At 75.6% G+C, this 17,793-nt stretch carries 18 protein-coding genes; 4 read left to right on the forward strand and 14 right to left on the reverse strand.

Annotated elements, in window-relative coordinates; translation table 11 throughout:
- Window positions 1-78: 78 nt before the first annotated feature.
- Genes KPL59_RS24030 through KPL59_RS24040 form a run of 3 tightly spaced genes read right to left on the reverse strand, consistent with a single transcriptional unit; the run spans window position 79 to window position 3,342 of the window.
- Complete coding sequence (locus KPL59_RS24030; protein WP_226362036.1) at window positions 79-948, reverse strand: PfkB family carbohydrate kinase; 870 nt, start codon at window positions 946-948, stop codon at window positions 79-81.
- Window positions 945-2,369, reverse strand: coding sequence for an MFS transporter (locus tag KPL59_RS24035; protein ID WP_226362037.1), 1,425 nt, complete (start codon window positions 2,367-2,369; stop codon window positions 945-947). The genes KPL59_RS24030 and KPL59_RS24035 overlap by 4 nt, the downstream gene beginning before the upstream one ends.
- Window positions 2,251-3,342, reverse strand: coding sequence for a nucleoside hydrolase (locus KPL59_RS24040; RefSeq protein ID WP_226362038.1), 1,092 nt, complete (start codon window positions 3,340-3,342; stop codon window positions 2,251-2,253). Before KPL59_RS24040 ends, KPL59_RS24035 begins: the two co-directional genes overlap by 119 nt.
- 117 nt (window positions 3,343-3,459) lie before the next feature.
- Here KPL59_RS24040 and KPL59_RS24045 point away from each other — a divergent pair, with 117 nt between their 5' ends.
- The gene (locus tag KPL59_RS24045; protein WP_226362039.1) at window positions 3,460-4,476 is read left to right on the forward strand and encodes a LacI family DNA-binding transcriptional regulator; all 1,017 of its coding nucleotides are present in this window, start codon (window positions 3,460-3,462) and stop codon (window positions 4,474-4,476) included.
- Between the two features lie 126 nt (window positions 4,477-4,602).
- Here KPL59_RS24045 and KPL59_RS24050 read toward each other — a convergent pair whose 3' ends face one another.
- Genes KPL59_RS24050 through KPL59_RS24060 form a run of 3 tightly spaced genes read right to left on the reverse strand, consistent with a single transcriptional unit; the run spans window position 4,603 to window position 7,317 of the window.
- Complete coding sequence (locus tag KPL59_RS24050) at window positions 4,603-6,006, reverse strand: class II 3-deoxy-7-phosphoheptulonate synthase (protein WP_226362040.1); 1,404 nt, start codon at window positions 6,004-6,006, stop codon at window positions 4,603-4,605.
- A 28-nt stretch (window positions 6,007-6,034) separates the two neighbouring features.
- Complete coding sequence (locus KPL59_RS24055; protein WP_226362041.1) at window positions 6,035-6,535, reverse strand: polyadenylate-specific 3'-exoribonuclease AS; 501 nt, start codon at window positions 6,533-6,535, stop codon at window positions 6,035-6,037.
- Window positions 6,536-6,561: 26 nt separating this feature from the next.
- Entirely contained in the window at window positions 6,562-7,317 is a 756-nt protein-coding gene (locus KPL59_RS24060) for a 1-acyl-sn-glycerol-3-phosphate acyltransferase (RefSeq protein WP_020626437.1), read from the reverse strand.
- A gap of 186 nt (window positions 7,318-7,503) precedes the next feature.
- On the opposite strand from KPL59_RS24060, the gene KPL59_RS24065 reads away from it, so the two are divergent.
- Window positions 7,504-8,004 carry a hypothetical protein gene (locus KPL59_RS24065; protein WP_226362042.1) on the forward strand — a complete coding sequence of 167 codons (501 nt, stop codon included), beginning with the start codon at window positions 7,504-7,506 and terminating at the stop codon, window positions 8,002-8,004.
- Between the two features lie 3 nt (window positions 8,005-8,007).
- Here the strand turns inward: KPL59_RS24065 and KPL59_RS24070 are convergent, their stop codons facing one another.
- From KPL59_RS24070 to KPL59_RS24095, 6 genes are read right to left on the reverse strand one after another with little or no spacing between them, the layout of a single operon-like run.
- Window positions 8,008-8,982 carry an ROK family protein gene (locus KPL59_RS24070; protein WP_226362136.1) on the reverse strand — a complete coding sequence of 325 codons (975 nt, stop codon included), beginning with the start codon at window positions 8,980-8,982 and terminating at the stop codon, window positions 8,008-8,010.
- 8 nt (window positions 8,983-8,990) lie between these two features.
- Window positions 8,991-9,371: a hypothetical protein gene (locus KPL59_RS24075; protein ID WP_226358947.1), complete on the reverse strand. Its 381-nt coding sequence runs from the start codon at window positions 9,369-9,371 to the stop codon at window positions 8,991-8,993.
- Window positions 9,368-10,615: an ArsA family ATPase gene (locus tag KPL59_RS24080; RefSeq protein ID WP_075333594.1), complete on the reverse strand. Its 1,248-nt coding sequence runs from the start codon at window positions 10,613-10,615 to the stop codon at window positions 9,368-9,370. Before KPL59_RS24080 ends, KPL59_RS24075 begins: the two co-directional genes overlap by 4 nt.
- A 43-nt stretch (window positions 10,616-10,658) precedes the next feature.
- Entirely contained in the window at window positions 10,659-11,096 is a 438-nt protein-coding gene (locus tag KPL59_RS24085) for an SRPBCC family protein (protein ID WP_020623841.1), read from the reverse strand.
- Window positions 11,097-11,116: 20 nt separating this feature from the next.
- Window positions 11,117-11,911, reverse strand: a complete 795-nt coding sequence (locus KPL59_RS24090; protein WP_226358949.1) for a metallophosphoesterase — start codon at window positions 11,909-11,911, stop codon at window positions 11,117-11,119.
- A gap of 2 nt (window positions 11,912-11,913) precedes the next feature.
- A complete protein-coding gene (locus tag KPL59_RS24095) occupies window positions 11,914-12,330 on the reverse strand; it encodes a hypothetical protein (RefSeq protein ID WP_020623843.1) in 417 nt (138 codons plus the stop codon).
- Window positions 12,331-12,537: 207 nt separating this feature from the next.
- Between KPL59_RS24095 and KPL59_RS24100 the strand changes: the two genes are divergently transcribed.
- A complete protein-coding gene (locus KPL59_RS24100; RefSeq protein ID WP_075307252.1) occupies window positions 12,538-14,382 on the forward strand; it encodes a long-chain fatty acid--CoA ligase in 1,845 nt (614 codons plus the stop codon).
- A 43-nt stretch (window positions 14,383-14,425) separates the two neighbouring features.
- Here the strand turns inward: KPL59_RS24100 and KPL59_RS24105 are convergent, their stop codons facing one another.
- On the reverse strand, window positions 14,426-15,568 hold the full coding sequence (locus KPL59_RS24105) for a glycosyltransferase family 4 protein (RefSeq protein WP_226362043.1): 1,143 nt from the start codon (window positions 15,566-15,568) through the stop codon (window positions 14,426-14,428).
- A gap of 383 nt (window positions 15,569-15,951) precedes the next feature.
- Here KPL59_RS24105 and KPL59_RS24110 point away from each other — a divergent pair, with 383 nt between their 5' ends.
- Window positions 15,952-16,281, forward strand: coding sequence for a hypothetical protein (locus tag KPL59_RS24110; RefSeq protein WP_226358951.1), 330 nt, complete (start codon window positions 15,952-15,954; stop codon window positions 16,279-16,281).
- A gap of 4 nt (window positions 16,282-16,285) precedes the next feature.
- Here KPL59_RS24110 and KPL59_RS24115 read toward each other — a convergent pair whose 3' ends face one another.
- The gene (locus KPL59_RS24115; RefSeq protein WP_226362044.1) at window positions 16,286-17,779 is read right to left on the reverse strand and encodes an NYN domain-containing protein; all 1,494 of its coding nucleotides are present in this window, start codon (window positions 17,777-17,779) and stop codon (window positions 16,286-16,288) included.
- Window positions 17,780-17,793: the final 14 nt, after the last annotated feature.

Genomic DNA, 17,793 nt, shown 5'->3' on the forward strand with positions numbered 1-17,793 from the left:
CGGGCCGGAACCCGGCGGGGCGGGAACCGGTGTCCCGGCCGGATGGCGGTCCGGCCGGGACACCGGCGTTCGTGGGGCCTACAGCCCGAAGCGGATGCGCTCGTCGTCGCCGACGGGCGGCAGCTGCGCCCCGGCGACGGTGACCGCGAGGGCACCGGCGCGCACGGCGTAGCGGGCCGCGTCGACCAGGTCGTCCCCGGCGGCGAGCCGCACGGCGACGGCCGCGAGGAACGCGTCGCCCGAGCCGGTGGTGTCCACCGGCTCGACCCGCATCGCGTCCACTGTGGACACCGTATCGCGGTCGGCGTCGTGGACCTCGCACCCCGCGGCCCCGCGTGTCACCACCGAACGGGGCACCGAGTGCTCCCCCAGCAGCGCGGCCTCGTGCTCGTTGACGACGAGGACGTCGGTGGCGTCGAGCAGCTCCGGGGGCACCGGGGCGTAGGGCGAGAGGTTGAGCAGCACGGTGGTCCCGGCGGCGTGGGCGGCCCGGGCGGCGGCCAGCACCGTCGGGGTGGGGATCTCCAGGCACAGCGTCAGCACCGCGACGTCGTCGAAGGCCGGCAGGTCCTCCGGCCCCAGGGTGGCGTTGGCCCCTGGCGAGACGACGATGGTGTTGTCGCCCGCGGCGTCGACGGTGATGACCGCGGTGCCGGTGGCCGCACCGGTCCGCACCGCGACCCGGTCGACGTCGGCCCCCGCGGCGGCGACGGCGTCGCGCACGGTGCGGCCGTGGTCGTCGTCGCCGATCGCGCCGACCATGCCCACGCCGACCCCGACCCCGGCACCGGCCCCGAGCCGGGCGGCGGCGACGGCCTGGTTGGCCCCCTTGCCGCCGGGGCCCACCGTCAGGTCCTCCCCGGCCACGGTCTCCCCCGGTCCGGGGAAGCGCTCGGTGCGCACCACCAGGTCGGCGTTGAGCGAGCCGACGACCAGGACCCGGCTCATCGGGCGTCCACCGCGTCGTGTGCGGCGCCGGTCTCGGCCGTGGCCGGACGCGGGATGAGCAACGACAGCGCGAACGCGCCCGCGGTGCACGCGGCCCCGACGCCCATGCCCGCGGCGTAGCCGCCGACCCCGGTCTGCTCGGCACCGCCGACGGCGACCTGCACCGCGGGCAGCACCACGAAGCTGATCCCGGCGCCCAGGTTGAACGCGCCGGCGTTGAGCCCGGGGAGCATGCCGGGCCGGTCGGCGGGCGAGAGCAGCACGCCCAGGCCGTTGAGCATGATGTTGGCGATGCCGGCGTAGGTGACGCCGAGCAGCAGCGTCGCGACGACCAGCACCGGGAACGAGTGCACCCCCACCACCGCCAGCAGCACGGTGGCGACGACGCTGCCGGCCAGCCCGACCCGCAGCACCGTGCGGTAGCCGAGCACCGGGGCCAGCCGACCGGCGAACGGCCCGACCAGCCAGCCGATCAGGGCGTAGGGGGCGAGCAGCGCCAGCGCGGTGAGGTCCGCGCCGAGCCCGAACCCGGCCGTGGGGTTCTGGGCGATCGAGGCGACCAGGCCGTTGACCACGGCGAACACGCCGGTCATGGTCAGCAGCGTGGTGCCGAGCGTGGCCCAGGTCGCGCGCCGGCGCAGGTCCTCGGGTGCGACGAGCGGCTGCGCGGTGCGGCCCTGCAGCCGCCAGAACACCACCGCGGCGACGACGGCGAGCAGCGCGTACCCGGCGACGAGACCCCAGCTCGCGTCGGACAGCGCAGCGGCCTCGTCGAAGGCCAGCAGCAGCGCGCCGACCGCGACGACCAGCGGCACGACCCCGCGCCAGTCCATCCGGGCGCCCTCCGAGGGGCGGGACTCCACACCCCACACCGCGACGAGCACCAGCGCGACGACGGTGACCGCGGCGATGACCCAGAAGATCGAGCGGAAGCCGTGGTGGGTGGCCAGCCAGCCGCCGAGCAGCGCGTCGAGACCGGCGACGCCGCCGTTGACGGCGGTGATCAGCCCGAGCACGACCCCGTAGCGGCGCGGGTCGGCGATCTCGCTGCGCAGCATGAGCAGGCAGATCGGGACGACCGGCCCGGTGATGCCCTGCAGGATCCGACCGGCGAACAGCATCGGCACGCTGACGGCGAGGGCGGCGACGACGCTGCCGACCAGCATGACCGCGAGCATCACCAGCAGCACCCTGCGGCGCCCCGCGATGTCGGACAGCCGCGGCAGGAACAGCGAGAACATCGCCGCGAGGGTGAAGAACATCGTCTGGGACAGGCCGACGGTGGCGTCGTCGGTGCCCAGCTCACGGGCCATGGTGACCAGCGCGGGGCTGAGCATGGAGGCGTTGAGCTGGAACGCCACGCAGGCGGCCAGCACCGCCACGACGAGTGTGACGACCGGGCGGCGGTCGGGGGCGGTCATGCGATCTGCTCCGTCGCCGCGAGGAGGGCGGGGCCGGGTCGCCGATGGTGCGCAGCGCGTCCACGACCAGCTCCCAGAAGCGGGCGTGGTCGAGCTCCAGCGCGGCGTGGGTGCGGCACCCCTGCGGGGCCGGACCGCGCCGGTCGGCGACCGTCATCCCGGTGGTGTGCCGGCCCGCGGTCTCGACGACGATCGGCATCGGGAACGCCCGGACGATCGTGGGATCGATGACGTGGGCGACCGCGCACGGGTCGTGCACCGGCGGGACGTCGAAGCCCTGCACGTCGCGGTAGGTGGCGGCGAAGAAGTCGAGCAGCTCGTCGACGAAGCGCGCCGGGCCGGTCCCGACGGCGCGGATCGCGCGGCGCACCTCGGGACCGGCCAGCGCCTGGTGGGTCAGGTCGAGCCCGACCATGACCACCTCCCAGCCCGCCTCGAACACGATCGCGGCGGCCTCGGGGTCGATGGCGATGTTGAACTCGGCCACCGGGGTCCGGTTGCCGACGGCGACGCCGCCGCCCATCAGCACCACCCGCTTGACCCGTCCGACGATCTCGGGGGCGCGCCGGGCGGCGAGCGCGATGTTGGTCAGACCGCCGGTGGGGACGAGGGTGACCGTGCCCGGCTCGTGGGCGAGCACGGTCTCCACGATGAGGTCCACGGCATGGGTGTCCACCGTGGTGAACGCCGGGGCGGGCAGCTGCGGGCCGTCCAGCCCGGACTCGCCGTGGATGTCGGCGGCGACGGCGATCTCCCGCAGCAGCGGGCGGTCGGCGCCGGCCGCGAACGGCACGCCGGTGATCCCGGCCAGGGTCGCGACCGACAGTGCGTTGCGCGTCACCTTGTCCAGCGTCTGGTTCCCGACGACCGTGGTGACGGCGAGCAGCTCGATCCGCGGGTCGCCGTGGGCGAGCAGCAGCGCGATCGCGTCGTCGTGGCCCGGATCGCAGTCCAGGACGATCTTCTCGGTCATCTCCGGTGTCCTACCTCGTCGTCGCGGCCGTCCGGGGCTCCGGACGTGTCGACTGTGACTGGTCAAGCGCATGACGTCAAGCGCTTGATGTGTGGCGCGTCCGGGTACGCTCGCCCAATGGCAGGACCGGTGGGCCGGCGGGTGACGGCGGCGATGGTGGCCCGGCGGGCGGGGACGAGCGTGTCCACCGTGTCGCTGGTGGTGAACGGCAAGTCGCGTGGGCGGGTGTCGGAGGTGATCACCGACCGGGTCCGGGCCGCGGTCGACGAGCTGGGCTACGTGGTCGACCACGCGGCGAGCTCGCTCGCCCGCGGTACCACCGACCTCGTCGTGCTGCTCGCCCCCGATCTCCCCAACCCCTACTTCGGGCGGGTCACCACCGGGATCCGGGCGGCGCTGGGTAGCAGGCACCCGCTGATGCTGTCGGTGATCGAGGGCGGCGAACAGCCCGGCGCCGACGACGTCCGCCGGGTCGCGGCGTTCCGGCCGGCCGGGCTGCTGGTGCACGCGCCGTCGCCGACGTTCCTCGACGACCTCGAGCCGGGCGGCCCGCCGATGGTCCTGATGGACGCCCCCGGTTTCGAGAGCCGCGCGGCGACGGTGACCTTCGACCTGGAGCCGGGCGTGCGCGCGTTGGTCGCGCACCTCGCCGCGGCCGGGCACACGACGATCGCCTACCTGGAGGGGTCGACGCCCTCGGCCACCTTCACCGTGCGCCGCGAGCTGCTCTCCCGGGTCGCCGCCGCGCACGGCCTGCGGGTCCTCGACGACGGCACCCGCGCCGGGCTGACCCTCGACTCGGCCGCCGACGTCAGCGCCGAGGCACTGCCGCGCTGGCGGGCGGGCGGGGCGACCGCGGTCGTCGCGGCGGCGGACACGATGGCCTACGGCGTCCTGGCCGCCGCGCACCGGCTCGGGCTGGACGTGCCGGGGGACATCGCCGTCGCCGGGTTCGACGACCTGCCGTACTCGCAGGTGACGGCGCCGGCGCTGACGAGCGTGGCACTGCCCGCCGAGGAGCTCGGCCGGGCCGCCGCGCAGCGCCTGGCCGGGGTGCTCGCCGGCGCCGACGGCTACGGCGTCGCCCCCCGCCTGCCGTCGCGCCTGGCGGCCCGGGCCAGCACCGGCGCCTGATCCCGGGCACCCCGCGCGTCGGCGTGCGAGCGGCCCGCTTCCCGTCGATCAGTACCTGAGCGCGGTCCGGACCGGCCGGAACAGCGCTGAGGTACTGATCGACGGGTACTGATCGAGGGCGGCAGGTCAGCCGCGCAGCATCTCCGCGACTAGGAACGCCAGCTCCAGGCTCTGCTGGGTGTTCAGCCGCGGGTCGCAAGCGGTCTCGTACCGGCCGGCGAGGTCGGTGTCGGAGATCCGCTGCGCACCCCCGAGGCACTCGGTGACGTCCTCGCCGGTGACCTCGACGTGGATGCCGCCGGGGTGGGTGCCGAGCGAGCGGTGCACCTCGAAGAAGCCCTGCACCTCGTCGACGATCCGGTCGAAGTGCCGGGTCTTGTAGCCGGTCGAGGCCTCGTGGGTGTTGCCGTGCATCGGGTCGCACTGCCAGATGACCTTGTGCCCGGAGGCGGTGACCTTCTCGACGATCGCCGGGAGCACGTCGCGGACCTTGTCGTTGCCCATCCGGGAGATGAGCGACAGCCGGCCGGGGCGGTTGTGCGGGTCGAGCCGCTCGACGTACTCGACGGCCTGGTCGGGCGTCGTCGTCGGGCCGATCTTCATCCCGATCGGGTTGGCCAGCAGCTCCGCGAACGCGACGTGCGCGCCGTCGAGCTGGCGGGTCCGCTCCCCGATCCAGAGGAAGTGCGTCGACAGGTCGTAGAGCTTCGGGGCCTCCCCGCCGGTGGGGTCGCGCTCGAGGTCCAGGCGCAGCATGGCGCGCTCGTAGTCCAGCAGCAGCGCCTCGTGGCTGGCGTAGAACTCGACCTGGTGCAGGTTGTGGTCGCGCACCCCGCAGGCGTCCATGAAGCGGACCGCGCGGTCGATCTCGGCGGCGACGGCCTCGTAGCGCACGCCCGCGGCGGAGGTGCGGACGAAGTCCTTGTTCCAGTCGTGCACCTTGGACAGGTCGGCCAGCCCGGTCGCGGTCAGGCCGCGGACCAGGTTCATCGCCGCGGAGGCGTTCGCGTAGGCGCGCACCATGCGCGACGGGTCCGGGATCCGGCCCTGCGGGTCCGGGGCGAGACCGTTGACGATGTCCCCGCGGTAGGACGGCAGCCCGGCCGCGTCGATCGGGGAGCTGCGCGGCTTGGCGTACTGCCCGGCGATCCGGCCGACCTTGACCACCGGCATCGAGGCACCGTAGGTCAGGACGACGGCCATCTGCAGCAACGTGCGGATCGTCGCCCGGATGTGCGGCTCGGTGTTGTCGACGAAGGTCTCGGCGCAGTCGCCGCCCTGCAGCAGGAACGCCTCGCCGTTCGCGACGGCGGCGAGCCGGGACTGCAGCCGGTCGACCTCGGGCGGCAGCACCACCGGCGGGACGGACTCGAGGACCTTCCGCACGTCGCCCACCTGCGACGGGTCGGGCCACTCGGGCTGCTGGGCGGCAGGGCGGGAGAGCGCGTCGTCCAGCGCGGAGCGCAGGTCCGCGGGCAGCGGCGGCAGCTCCGGGAGGACGTCGATCGGCGCGTCGACGGACCAGTTCACGTGGTCCAGCCTAGGCCGCGGCCGATCCCTACCGGGGCGCGGCCCCCGTCGCGAGGGTCTCGGCGATCACTTCCCAGCGCCGCAGGTTGTGCCGGGCGTCGGCGAGCGCGTCGTGCGCCTGGGCGGGCGGCGGGGGCAGTGCCGGGCGGCCCGCGTCCTCCCACCGCTGGCGCAGCTCACGGGTGAAGCGCGGGATCGGGCGCGGCAGCGCGGGCATCGCGCCCCACAGCTGGCACAGCGCGACGTGGTCGTAGGCGGCGATCCAGGCCCACAGCTCGACGTCGCCGGGCGCACCGGTGCAGAAGTCGAGGATCTCCTCGCGCATCCGGGCCCGCGACATCCAGGCCCGGTCGCTGGGCGGGGGCAGCTTGGGCAGGACGTTGGCCCGCACCCACTTGCCCGCCCGGTCCGGGTCGAACTCGGTGGACACGGCGTAGAACTCGCGGCCGCCCTCGCCGACGATCCCGATCGACACCAGGTCGATCGTCGTGCCGTCCTCGATGAACTCGGTGTCGTAGAAGAAGCGCATGGTGCCGTCCTGTCTACCGGAGCCGGTCAGGAGGCGCGGGAGTCGGGCACGTTCGCGTCCGGCCGCGGCAGGCTCTGGCGCGACGGGGCCGGCGGCGGCGCACCGGCCGCGGCCTTCTCCTTGACCGACGCCGCGTACAGGTCGACGTAGGTCTGCCCGGACAGCTCCATCAGCGCGTACATGATCTCGTCGGTCATGGAGCGCTCGATGAACCGGTCCCCCGCCATGCCCTCGTAGCGGGAGAAGTCCAGCGGCTCGCCGATCACGATCCGCACCTTGCGCGGGCGCCACATCTTCGAGCCGATGGGGTTGACCTTGTCGGTCCCCACCATGGCGACCGGGATGACCGGCACGCCGGCCTCCAGCGCCATCCGGGCGACGCCGGTCTTGCCCTTGTAGAGCCGCCCGTCGGGCGAGCGGGTGCCCTCCGGGTAGATGCCGAGCAGCTTGCCCTCGTTCAGCAGCCGCACCGCGGTGTCCATCGCGGCGCGCGCCGCGGACCCGCCAGACCGGTCCACCGGGACCTGCCCGACGCCGGTGAAGAACTGCTTCTTGAACCAGCCGCGGATCCCGGGCTCGGTGAAGTACTCGCGCTTGGCGAGGAAGGTCACCCGCCGCGGCAGCATCAGCGGCAGGAAGAAGGAGTCGGCCACCGCGAGGTGGTTGCTGGCGAGGATCGCGCCGGAGCCGGCGGGCACGTTCTCGGCGCCGCGCACCTCCGGCCGGCAGAACAGCCTCATCAACGGGCCGAGCAGCACGAACTTGGACCACCAGTACAGCACCCTGCGCTGCCTCCCTACCGACTTCGGCGACAGCCTACGGAGCGTCGACACCTCCTCACAACGGGGCTGTGGTCACCGTGGTCGGGCGCGCCCCGCGGTGGCCCGCGCGGGCCCGTGGGCGGTGTCGGGCGGGACACCGGCCGTGACAGGATGGGAGCCGCCGCGAGCGGGGAGGGACGGACCGGTATGAGCTCCGCAGACCCCGCGCGTGACCGCGAGGACCGGCCCGACGACGACTTCGACGCGATCGTCTCCGCCTGGCGCGACGAGGGCTCGGTGCCGGACTGGCCCGCCGAGCCCGTCGAGCGGGCCGACCGTGCGGACCGCACCGGGACCGGCGACGCCGGCGACGCCACGGGCGCCGCGGCGGACCGCCCCGTGCACCCGCCGGGCCCCGCGGTCCCGCCCCCGGGAGGCGGGGCCGACGCCGACCCGGAGGACCACTACCACCCGCCGGAGCCGCCGCCGGAGCCGCGGCCGGGCCCCCCGGCCGTCGTGGGTGGTGGGCTGATCGCGGTGGGGCTGCTGCTGTGCGTCGCGCCGGGGCTGGTCGGCGTCGGCGGGACCTGGCCGCTGCCGCTGGGGCTGGTGCTCATCGCGGCCGGGCTGGGCTGGTTGCTGCTGCGGCTGTGGAGCCCGGACACCGACGAGGGCCCCGACCCCTGGGAGGACGGCTCGCGGCTGTAGCACTCAGCGCCGGGCGTCGGCCCGCAGGCTCTCCCGGGCCAGCGTCGCCGCGCCCACGACGGCGGCGGCCGCGCCGAGCTGCGCGGTCCGGATCCGGGCCAGCGGCCGGTTGCCTGCGCCGGTGAGGATGCGGGCGTAGTGCTCGCGGGCGGCGTCGAGGAACAGGGGCGCCGACGCCGACACCCCGCCGGCGATCACCACGAGGTCCGGGTCGAAGACGTCCGCGACGAGCGAGAGCCCCTCCCCCAGCCAGCGCCCCATGTCGTCGAGGGCGGCGCGGGCGACCGGGTCGCCCTCGCGGGCGGCGGCGGCGACCCGCTTGCCGGTGATCCGCCCCGGGTCGACGGCGGCCTCCCGGGCCAGGCCGGACGGGCCGGGCACGTCGCCGCCCGAGAGCATCTCCAGCGCGGTGGCGCCGAGCGCGGTCCCGCTGCAGTAGCGCTCCCAGCAGCCGCGCTTGCCGCACGGGCAGGCCCGCCCCTCCGGGACGACCCGCAGGTGCCCGAGCTCGGGCGCGACGCCGTGCGCGCCGCGGTACAGCTCGCCGTCGAGCAGCAGGGCTCCGCCGATCCCGGTGCCCAGCGCGATGACCAGCGCCACCGACGCGCCCGCCGCCGCGCCGTAGCGGCGGTCGGCGAGCGCGGCGGAGTTCGCGTCGTGCTCCACGACGACCGGGATCCCGCCGAGCCGGTCGCCGATCCGCTCGGCGACCGGGGCGTCGCGCCAGGACAGGTGCGGGGCGTAGCGGACCAGCCCGCGCGGGGCGTCGACGAACCCGGCGAGCGCGAGCCCGACGGCGGCGACGGTGTGCCGGCGCCGCAGCTCCTCGACCGCGCCGGCGATGGCGGCCTCCAGCGTGTCGTCGGTGCGTGGGGTCGGCGCGGAGGCGGTGTCGAGGATCCCGCCCTCGGCGTCGACGACGCCCGCGCGCACGCTGGTACCCCCGACGTCCACCCCGATGGTGCGGACGTCGGACATCCGGGGGCTCACGTCCGGTGCACCACGATCCGCTGGACCGAGCGACCGCTGCCCTGCGGCCGGCGGGACTCCCGACGCGCGGGCGAGGCGGCCTCCTCCAGCAGCGCGACGAGCACGGCGAGCAGCCCGGTGGCGTGGTCGGCGAGCCGGGTGACCAGCTCCGACCGCTCCCCCCGCACGACGGCGATCAGCGCGCACACCGGACAGGCGGTGCAGGAGCCCGCGGCGCCGGGGCCGGGGTCGACGCCCGTGGCCTGCAGCGAGTCCGACATGGCCTCGGTGGCGGTGCGCAGCCGGTCGAGCAGCGCCACCGCGGTGACCCGCAGGTCCTCCGGGATGGCGCCGTGGGCGCCGCAGTGGGTGCCGCCCCGGGTGTCGCGGCCGCTCACGAGGTCATCCAGGTGCCCGGGTCGGGGACGAAGGAGATCACCAGGCGGGCGTCGGAGCCGTGGCCCTCCAGCCGGGCGCCGGTGGCCTCGCAGCGGCGCAGCACCGACGGCAGCGAGACCACGCGCCGGGAGAACCCGATGCCGACGACCATGTCGTCGCCGACCCGGGCGAGGTCCAGCGGCGCGTCCTGGGCGCCGGGCAGCGCCACGTCGAGCTCGAACTCGGTGTCGGCGGAGACCCCGTGACCGGCGGTGCGCCGGAGCTCCATCAGCGGCCGCGACGGGGCGTCGTCGGCCGTGCCCGCGGGGTCGTCGTCGCCGTAGACGGAGTGGGCCAGCTCGCGCAGTGCGGCGACGCCGGTCGGCTCGGCGGCGGTGTAGCGGACCGCCGTCACCGGCACGTCCGCGCCGAGCTCGCCCAGCTCGGCGAGCACGGACTGCTGCTCGGCGGCACGTTCGCGCAGCCAGCGGGCGGCGGGCCCGCGCAGCGACGGCGGCGGGCCCGGCATCACCCGGTTCGCCAGCAGCCCGTCGACCCGCAGCTCGTGCAGGGCGAGCGCGGTCAGGGTCCGGCGGGTCTCGGCCGCGACGACCCGCTCCGGGGTCAGCACCAGCCGGATCGAGGTGCGGGAGCGGTCCGCGAGCAGCCCGCGCAGGCCGCGCAGCTGCTCGGCCAGCACACCGAGCGCGTCGACGGTGCGCTCCCAGCCCGCGCCGTCGGCCTTCGCGCCGGCGAGTCCGGCGACCAGACCGCGCACGGCGCGCCGGTGTGCGGGGAACAGCCGCTCCAGGTAACCCGACAGCGCCTCGGGCAGGGTGAGCAGCCGCAGCGTCTCCGCGGTCGGCCCGCAGTCGACGACGACGACGTCGAAGCGGCCGGAGTCGGCGAAGCGCTGCACCTCGACGAGCGCGAGGAGGTCCTCGACGCCGGGCAGCACGGTCAGCTCGTCGGCGACGAGCTCGTCCACCCCGGCCCCGGCGAGCATCGTGCGCAGGTGCCCCTGCAGGTCCCCCCAGGCGCCCTCGAGCAGGTGCCGGGCCTCGATGTGGGCGCCCCACAGGTTGTCGGTGACCTCGGTGGGATCGGCGCCCAGCTCGGCGTCCAGCGCGTCGCCGAGGGAGTGCGCCGGGTCGGTGGACACGACCAGCGCCGACCGCCCGGTCCCGGCGACGTGCGCGGCCGTCGCGGCGGCCAGGGTCGTCTTGCCGACCCCGCCCTTGCCAGTGAAGAGCACCACACGCACAGCGCGGAGCCTAACGATCGTGTCCGGGTCGCCGCCGACCGGCTCAGCCCTTCTCGACGCGGCGCTTGAGCCCCTTCAGGGCCGCGTCGATGATCACTTTCTCCGCCTTGCGACGGAGCATCCCGATCATCGGGAAGTTGACCTCGACGCTGAGCTCGTAGGTGACGGTGGTGCCGCCGGCGTCGCCGACCAGCCGGTACGCGCCGTCCTGAGCGCGCTGGATGCCGCCCTTGACCAGCGTCCACGACACCGAGCGGTCGTCGGCGGCCCAGTCGTAGTCGAGGGTGTAGGTGTCCTTGATGGCCCCGGCGTCCATCGCGAAGCGGACCTGGCGGGCGCGGCCGTCGGCACCGGCGTCGAGGATCTCGACGCTGGTGATCTGGTCGGTCCACTCGGGGTAGGACGCGAAGTCCGCGATCACCGCCATGACCCGCTCCGGCGGGGCGTCGATGTGGATCGAGGACGAGGTCGCGTCGGCCATGGCGGGAGGCTATCCGGTGGTCAGAACCGGAGCACGTAGGGCGTGCCGTGCGCACGGAAGTGTCCGGCGTTGACGCATTCGGTGCGGCCGACCCGGGTGCGCCGGCGCAGCGGCTGGTGCACGTGGCCGAACAGCGCGTGCGAGGGCTGCTCGGCCCGGATCCGCGCGGCCAGCGGGGCACTGGCGATCTCGGCGCGGCGGGTGACGACGTCGTAGGTCAGGCCCGGGAGCGCCGGCGGGACGTGGGTGCACAGCACGTCGGCCGGGCCGAGCGTGTCCAGGCGGGCGGTCCAGTCCTCGTGGGCCACGAAGTGCGGCTGCCAGGGACCGGTGCGGCGCGGGTCGACCCCGGGCGGCAGCGGCACCCCGCCGAGGAAGCCGAACCGGCGGCCACCGATCTCGACGACCCGTCCGTCGGCGCGGGTGACGCCCTCGGTCTCGGGCCAGGCGTCGGGGACGTCGACGTTGCCGGGGATCGCCCACACCGGCACCCCGAGCCCGCCCAGCACCCCGAAGACCTCGGCGTACTGGGCGGCGACGGCCTCGGCGACGGCGGCCGCCGGGTCGGTGAACCGGGCCCAGGAACGCTCCAGCAGGCCCAGCATCTGCGTGCGCGGCGCCCCGATCCGGCGCATCCGGCCGAACTCGGCGGCGACCTCGGACCCGAGCAGCCGGGAGATGATCCCGTTGGCCGGGTCGCGGTAGTCGATGAATTCCAACAGGTCACCGAGCACGAGCACGCCGTCGGCGCCCTCGGCGGCGCGGGCGAGCGGCGTGGTGGCGCCGTGGACGTCGGTGACGACGTGCAGCCGCACGCTCAGGCCGTCCGGTCCGGCCGGAACGCCGACGGCGCGACGCCCGCAGGGCGCCCGCCCTCCAGGCGTCGCTTGAGCGCGAAGGCGTGCGCCTTGAACGCGCGGTGCCGCCGGTCGGACTCCGCGCGCAGCCACCGGCGGCGCCGCAGCCGCCCGCGGGGCGGCGGGCCGTGCGGGTCCGCGCGCAGGAAGAAGTGCAGGACGGTGCCGTCGCCCTCCGGTTCGCACCAGACCTCCATGGTCCCCACCAGCGCGCCGGTCACGGTCCAGCGCAGCCCGGCCGGTCCGCGGTCGTGTGCGACCTCGGGGCGCAGGTCGGGCCAGTACGACGGCCACCGGGCCGGGTCGGCGAACTCCGCCGCGACCCGCTCGCGGGGCACGGCCAGGAAGGTCTCGTCGATCACGTCGATCGCGGGCACCGGGTCAGCGTGCCACCCCGTGCGACGGCCCCGGTCACGGGTACCGTCGCGGGCCGGGCCGGACCGGCGGATCAGCTCGTGGATCCGGTATGTCCGGTTCGATGTACGCAGGTCCTACTCTCCGGTAAGTTCTGCCGGAAGGTGTCGCCGCAGCCGTCGCGGCGACCGTGTTCTCAGCCTGTCGAGGCCGCCAGGAGGTCGATCCCCGTGCGTGAGTACAGCGTTCCCGCCGCGGTGTCAGTGGGAGACGAGGAATCGCTCTCGGACGCCGTGTTCGACAATGCCGCGCAGCACCCGTCGGACGTGCTCTACCGCCGCAAGGCCACGGACGGGACCTGGTCGGAGGTGACCGCGGCCGAGTTCGCCGAGCAGGTCACCCGGGTCGCGGCCGGGCTGATCGCCGCTGGTGTGCAGGCCGGGGACCGGGTCGCGCTGCTGTCGCGGACCCGCTACGAGTGGACCCTGTTCGACTACGCGATCCTCGCCGCGGGCGGGGTCACCGTCCCGATCTACGAGACCTCCTCGCCGGACCAGATCTCCTGGATCGTGTCGAACTCCGGCGCGGTCGGGATCGTCGTCGAGACCGCCGACCACGCCGCGGCGCTGGAGAAGGTCCGCGGGGACCTGCCGTCGCTGCGCACCGTGTGGCAGATCGAGCCCGCCGGGTCGGCGCCGGACGCCCCCTCGGCGGTGGAGCAGCTGCGCGGCCTGGGCTCGGACACCCCGGACGCCGTGGTCCACGAGCGCCGGGGCGCGGTGCGCGCGGACGACCTGTGCACCCTGATCTACACCTCGGGCACGACCGGCCGGCCCAAGGGCTGCGAGCTCACCCACCGCAACATGCTCTCCGAGATCCGGACGATCGCCGCGACGATCCCGCACCTGTTCGAGCCGGGCGACTCGGTGCTGCTGTTCCTGCCGCTCGCGCACGTGTTCGGCAAGGCCATCCAGTGCGGCTGCCTGGCCACCCGCACCGTCGTCGGGCACACCCCCGACGTCAAGAACCTGCTGCCCGACCTGGCGGAGTTCCGGCCGACCTTCCTGCTCGCCGTGCCGCGGGTGTTCGAGAAGGTCTACAACGGGGCCCGGCTCAAGGCGCACAACGACGGCAAGGGGAAGATCTTCGACGCCGCCGCCGACACCGCGATCGCCTACTCCGAGGCGCTCGACGCGGGCGGCCCGGGGCTGCTGCTCAAGGCCCGGCACGCGCTGTTCGACAAGCTCGTCTACGGCAAGCTGCGCGCCGCCGTCGGCGGGAACGTCAAGGCCGCGGTGTCGGGATCGGCGCCGCTGGGTGCGCGGCTGGGCCACTTCTTCCGCGGCATCGGCCTGCCGGTCCTGGAGGGCTACGGCCTGACCGAGACCACCGCGGGCATCACCCTGAACACCCTCGACGCCCAGCGGGTCGGCTCGGTCGGACGCCCGGTGCCCGGCTGCGCGGTCCGGATCGCCTCCGACGGCGAGATCATGCTGCGCGGCGACATCGTCTTCCGCGGCTACTGGGACAACGAGGAGGCCTCGGCCGAGGCCCTGGAGTCCGACGGCTGGTTCCACTCCGGTGACATCGGCGAGCTCGACGACGGCGGCTTCCTCACGATCACCGGCCGCAAGAAGGAGATCATCGTCACCGCGGGCGGCAAGAACGTCGCCCCGGCCGTGCTCGAGGACCGCCTGCGGGCGCACCCGTTGGTCGGGCAGTGCATCGTGATCGGTGACCAGAAGCCGTTCATCTCCGCGCTGGTCACGATCGACCCGGACGCCCTGCCGGGCTGGCGCGAACGCAACGGCAAGCCAGCCGGCGACGGGAGCTCGGCCGCCGACCTCGTCGACGATCCGGAGCTGCGCGGCGAGATCGCGGCCGCGGTCGAGGACGCCAACCAGGCTGTCTCGCGGGCCGAGCAGATCCGCAAGTTCACGATCCTGCCGCACGACTTCAGCGAGGCGGGCGGCGAGCTGACGCCGACGATGAAGGTCAAGCGCAAGGTCGTCGTGGAGTCCTACTCCGACGAGATCGAGGCGCTCTACGCGGGGACCACCGCCGACAAGGGCTGACCCTCCACCGACGCCCTCCTCCCGGCGACGGCGGGTCGCGCGCTCAGCGCGGCCCCTCGTCGCCGGTCAGGAAGCCGTGCAGCCGCGCCGCCGACGACGGTCCGCCCCAGAGCCGACGGACGCGGGCCCGCCCGGCGCGACCCATCGCCGTCGCGCGGGCGGGATCGGCGAGCAGGTCCGCTACCCGGTCGGCGACGGCGGCGACGTCCCGTCCCGCCACGACGTGGCCGGTCACGCCGTCCTCGACGGTCTCCGGTGCTCCGCCGGAGTCCCCCGCGACGACGGGCAGTCCCGACGCCGCGGCCTCGAGCAGCGCGATCCCCAGCCCCTCGACGTCGAGCCCGCGCAGGTGGGTGCGGCACGGCAGGGCGAACACGTCCCCGGCGGCGTGGTGCGCGGCGAGCTCGGCGGCCGGCACCCCGCCGGTGGACACCACGGCGTCGGCGACCCCGGCCCGGGCCGCCAGTGCGCGCAGCCGGTCCCGGTAGGGCCCGCCGCCGACGAGCAGCAGCCGGGCGCCCGGCACCCGCGCGCGGATCCTCGGCAGCGCCGCGACCAGCACGTCCTGGCCCTTGCGCGGCACCAACCGGGACACGCACGACACCACCGGTGCGTCCCCGAGCCGGTAGCGGGCCCGGACCGCGGCGCGGGCGGCCGGGTCGGGCGCGAAGCGCACGGTGTCCACCGGCGGCGGCAGGACCTCGACGGCCGCGTCCGGGCCGAGCGCACCGGCGAGCCGGCCGCGGGTCCAGTGCGAGACCGTGGTGACGACGTCGGCGTCCCGGCCGATCCGGCGCAGCGCCCGACGCGCGCCGGGCAGCATCGACCAGCCGACCTCGTGGCCGTGCGTGGTGGCGACGACCCGCTCCACCCCCGCGTGGCGGCGCAGGTACGGGCCGAGCAGCCCCAGCGGTGCGGCCGCGCCGAACCAGACGGTCCGGGCGTCGTGCTCGCGGGCCAGCTCCGCGGCGCGCCGGGCGACCTCGGGGACCGGCAGCATCAGCGACGACCGGTGCCGGTGCACGGGGAACGGCAGCCCGGCGTCGTGGGCGGCGGCGCCGCGCCAGGCGGGGGCGTGGACGGCGAGGGTCTCCGGCGGGAGCGCGCGGGCGAGGTCGGACAGGTAGGACTGGATGCCGCCGGGGCGGGGCGGGAAGTCGTTGGTCACCAGCAGCGTGCGCGCCACGGTCGGCGACGCTAGTCCCCGACGGGGCGGCGGCCCCCGGTGGTCACCGGCGGGCCGGGCGGCGGGGTCGGAGCGGCGGCTCCGCACGCGCACGGCGCGTCGGGGATGCGGGCCGCCGTCCGACACTCCGGGGAGCGGACGAGTTCCGCGTCCTCACCGCTGCGTGACCGGAGCGGTCACCCGCCGGCGTGGCACTGCTCCGCAGGAGTGGTGCCGGTCGCCCGACGGGACAGCTGGTGAGGATGTCGTGCTGTTCAGGTGAACGAGCGCGGCCGCCCGCGGTGACGGTCCGGCCCGGCATTTCTCCGGCGCGGCCATTCTGTCGGACCCCTCCCCTAGCGTCCGCGGTACTCGACCACCTCGGGTCCGACGAAGGAGGAGCCATGATCGTCGACTGCGATCGCTGCGAGGTCCGCGGTGCCGCGTGCGGTGACTGCGTCATCGGGGTGCTGCTGGAGGTCCCGGAGGACGACCGACCGATCCCCTATCTCCCCGTCGACCTGCCGGCCGGCTCGGTGGACACGAGCGTGGGCACGGCCGGGGCCCCGGTGGAGTTCGCCGAGCCGGAGCGCCGGGCGTTGCAGGTGCTGGCCGAGGGCGGCCTCATCCCGCACCTGCGCCTGGTCGAGCGGGGCGCACCGGCACGCACCACGCTGCCGATGCCGGTGGTCCCGCCGGCCGGGCGCCGGACCCGGCACCGTGACGTGGGGTGACCGGTCAGCCGCCGAGGCGGCGCAGCAGCACCGCGGACGCCACGGTGTGCGCGCCCCGGCGGCGCACCGAGCGCACGAGCTCCTGGTCCGAGGTCGCCACCAGCAGCGGCCTGCCCGCCGGTTCGGCGGCGACGAGGTCGCGGACGACGTCGTCGGCGATCACCCCGGCGTCGCTGAACAGCACCCGTACCCCGCGGCTGCCGCGCACCGGCGCGGCGATCACCGCGGCGCCGTCGAACACGACGGTGATCTCGGCCCCGGTGCGGGCGCCCAGGGCGCTGAGCTGGGCCACCAGCCGGGAGCGCTGGTCGGCCAGCGGCAGGTCCGGGTAGCCGGTCTTGCTGACGTTGTAGCCGTCGACGATGAGGTGCACCGACGGCACGCTCAGCAGCGCGTCCAGCGCGGCCAGCCCGTCTACGGGTGCCGCGGCGCGTGCGCCCGCCGCGCGGTCGCCCGTGCCCGCGACCAGGTCCGCCGGCCGCGGTCCGCCCGCGCCGACGTCGAGCTCGCGGCGCAGGCCCGAGATCGCGCCGCTGACGGTGTCGAGCAGCAGCTCCAGGCGCACCTCGTCGCCGCGACGGGCCTCGCGGGCGGCCTGGCGGGCGGCGGCGACCTGACCGGCCGCGGCCTCGGCCCTGCGGCGTTCCCGGTCGGCGCGCTCGCGCTCGGCGGCGGTCTCGGCGCGGGCCCGGGCGAGCTCCTCGTCGACGCCGCCGCGCAGCCGCGCGACCTCCGCCTCCAGCTCGCTGCGGGCGTCGAGCGCGGCACGCAGCCGGGCACCCTGGTCGCTGACCCGCCGGCGCATCTGCAGGTACTCGGTCTCCCGCTCACCGACGAGCATGCGGGCCCGCTCCCGTTCCTCGACCAGCTCCGCACGAGCCCGTTCGAGCTCGGCGGTGAGCTTGTCGACCTTGGCCAGTGCCTCGTCGCGCTCGGCGCGCAGGTTCGCCAGGTCCGCGGTCTGTCCCACCTCCGCGACCCGCCGGTCCGCGAGCGGGTCGGCGGTGAGCAGCGCGACCGCGGCCGCATCGAGCTTGTCGACGGGCGCGGGCAGCGGCCCGGCCCCCTCCGCGGCTCCGGCGTCGCCGGCGGGCGCGCCGGTCCCGTCCGGGGACGGGTCGTCGGTGGGCCGTGGCGTGGAGGTCTCGGGGAGCTCCAGCTCACCGGGCCGGTTCTCGGCCCACCAGGCCACCACCGCGGCCCGGAACGCCGCGTCCTGCTGGAGCCGGGCCACCAGCACCTGCCCGCCGAGGCGGGCCCGCTTGGCGGGGGTGAACCGGGCGAAGCGGCGCAGCGGGGTGGGGACCTCCCCGGGCGGCAACCCGCCCAGCGCGGTGCCCGCGATCTCCGCGAGCCGGGCCCGCAGCGGGGCGGGCAGCTCCGGCCAGTCGCCCGCGGCCGGTCCGCCGGGGCCCTCCCCGTCACGGGTACCGTCCTCGGCGCACGACGGCGGCCCGGAGCGCGTGGGCTCCGGTCGCTCCGTGTCGTCGTGCGCCATCTCTCCAGGTTATC

It is taken from the genome of Pseudonocardia sp. ICBG1142, assembly GCF_020496255.1.
GTDB lineage: Bacteria > Actinomycetota > Actinomycetes > Mycobacteriales > Pseudonocardiaceae > Pseudonocardia.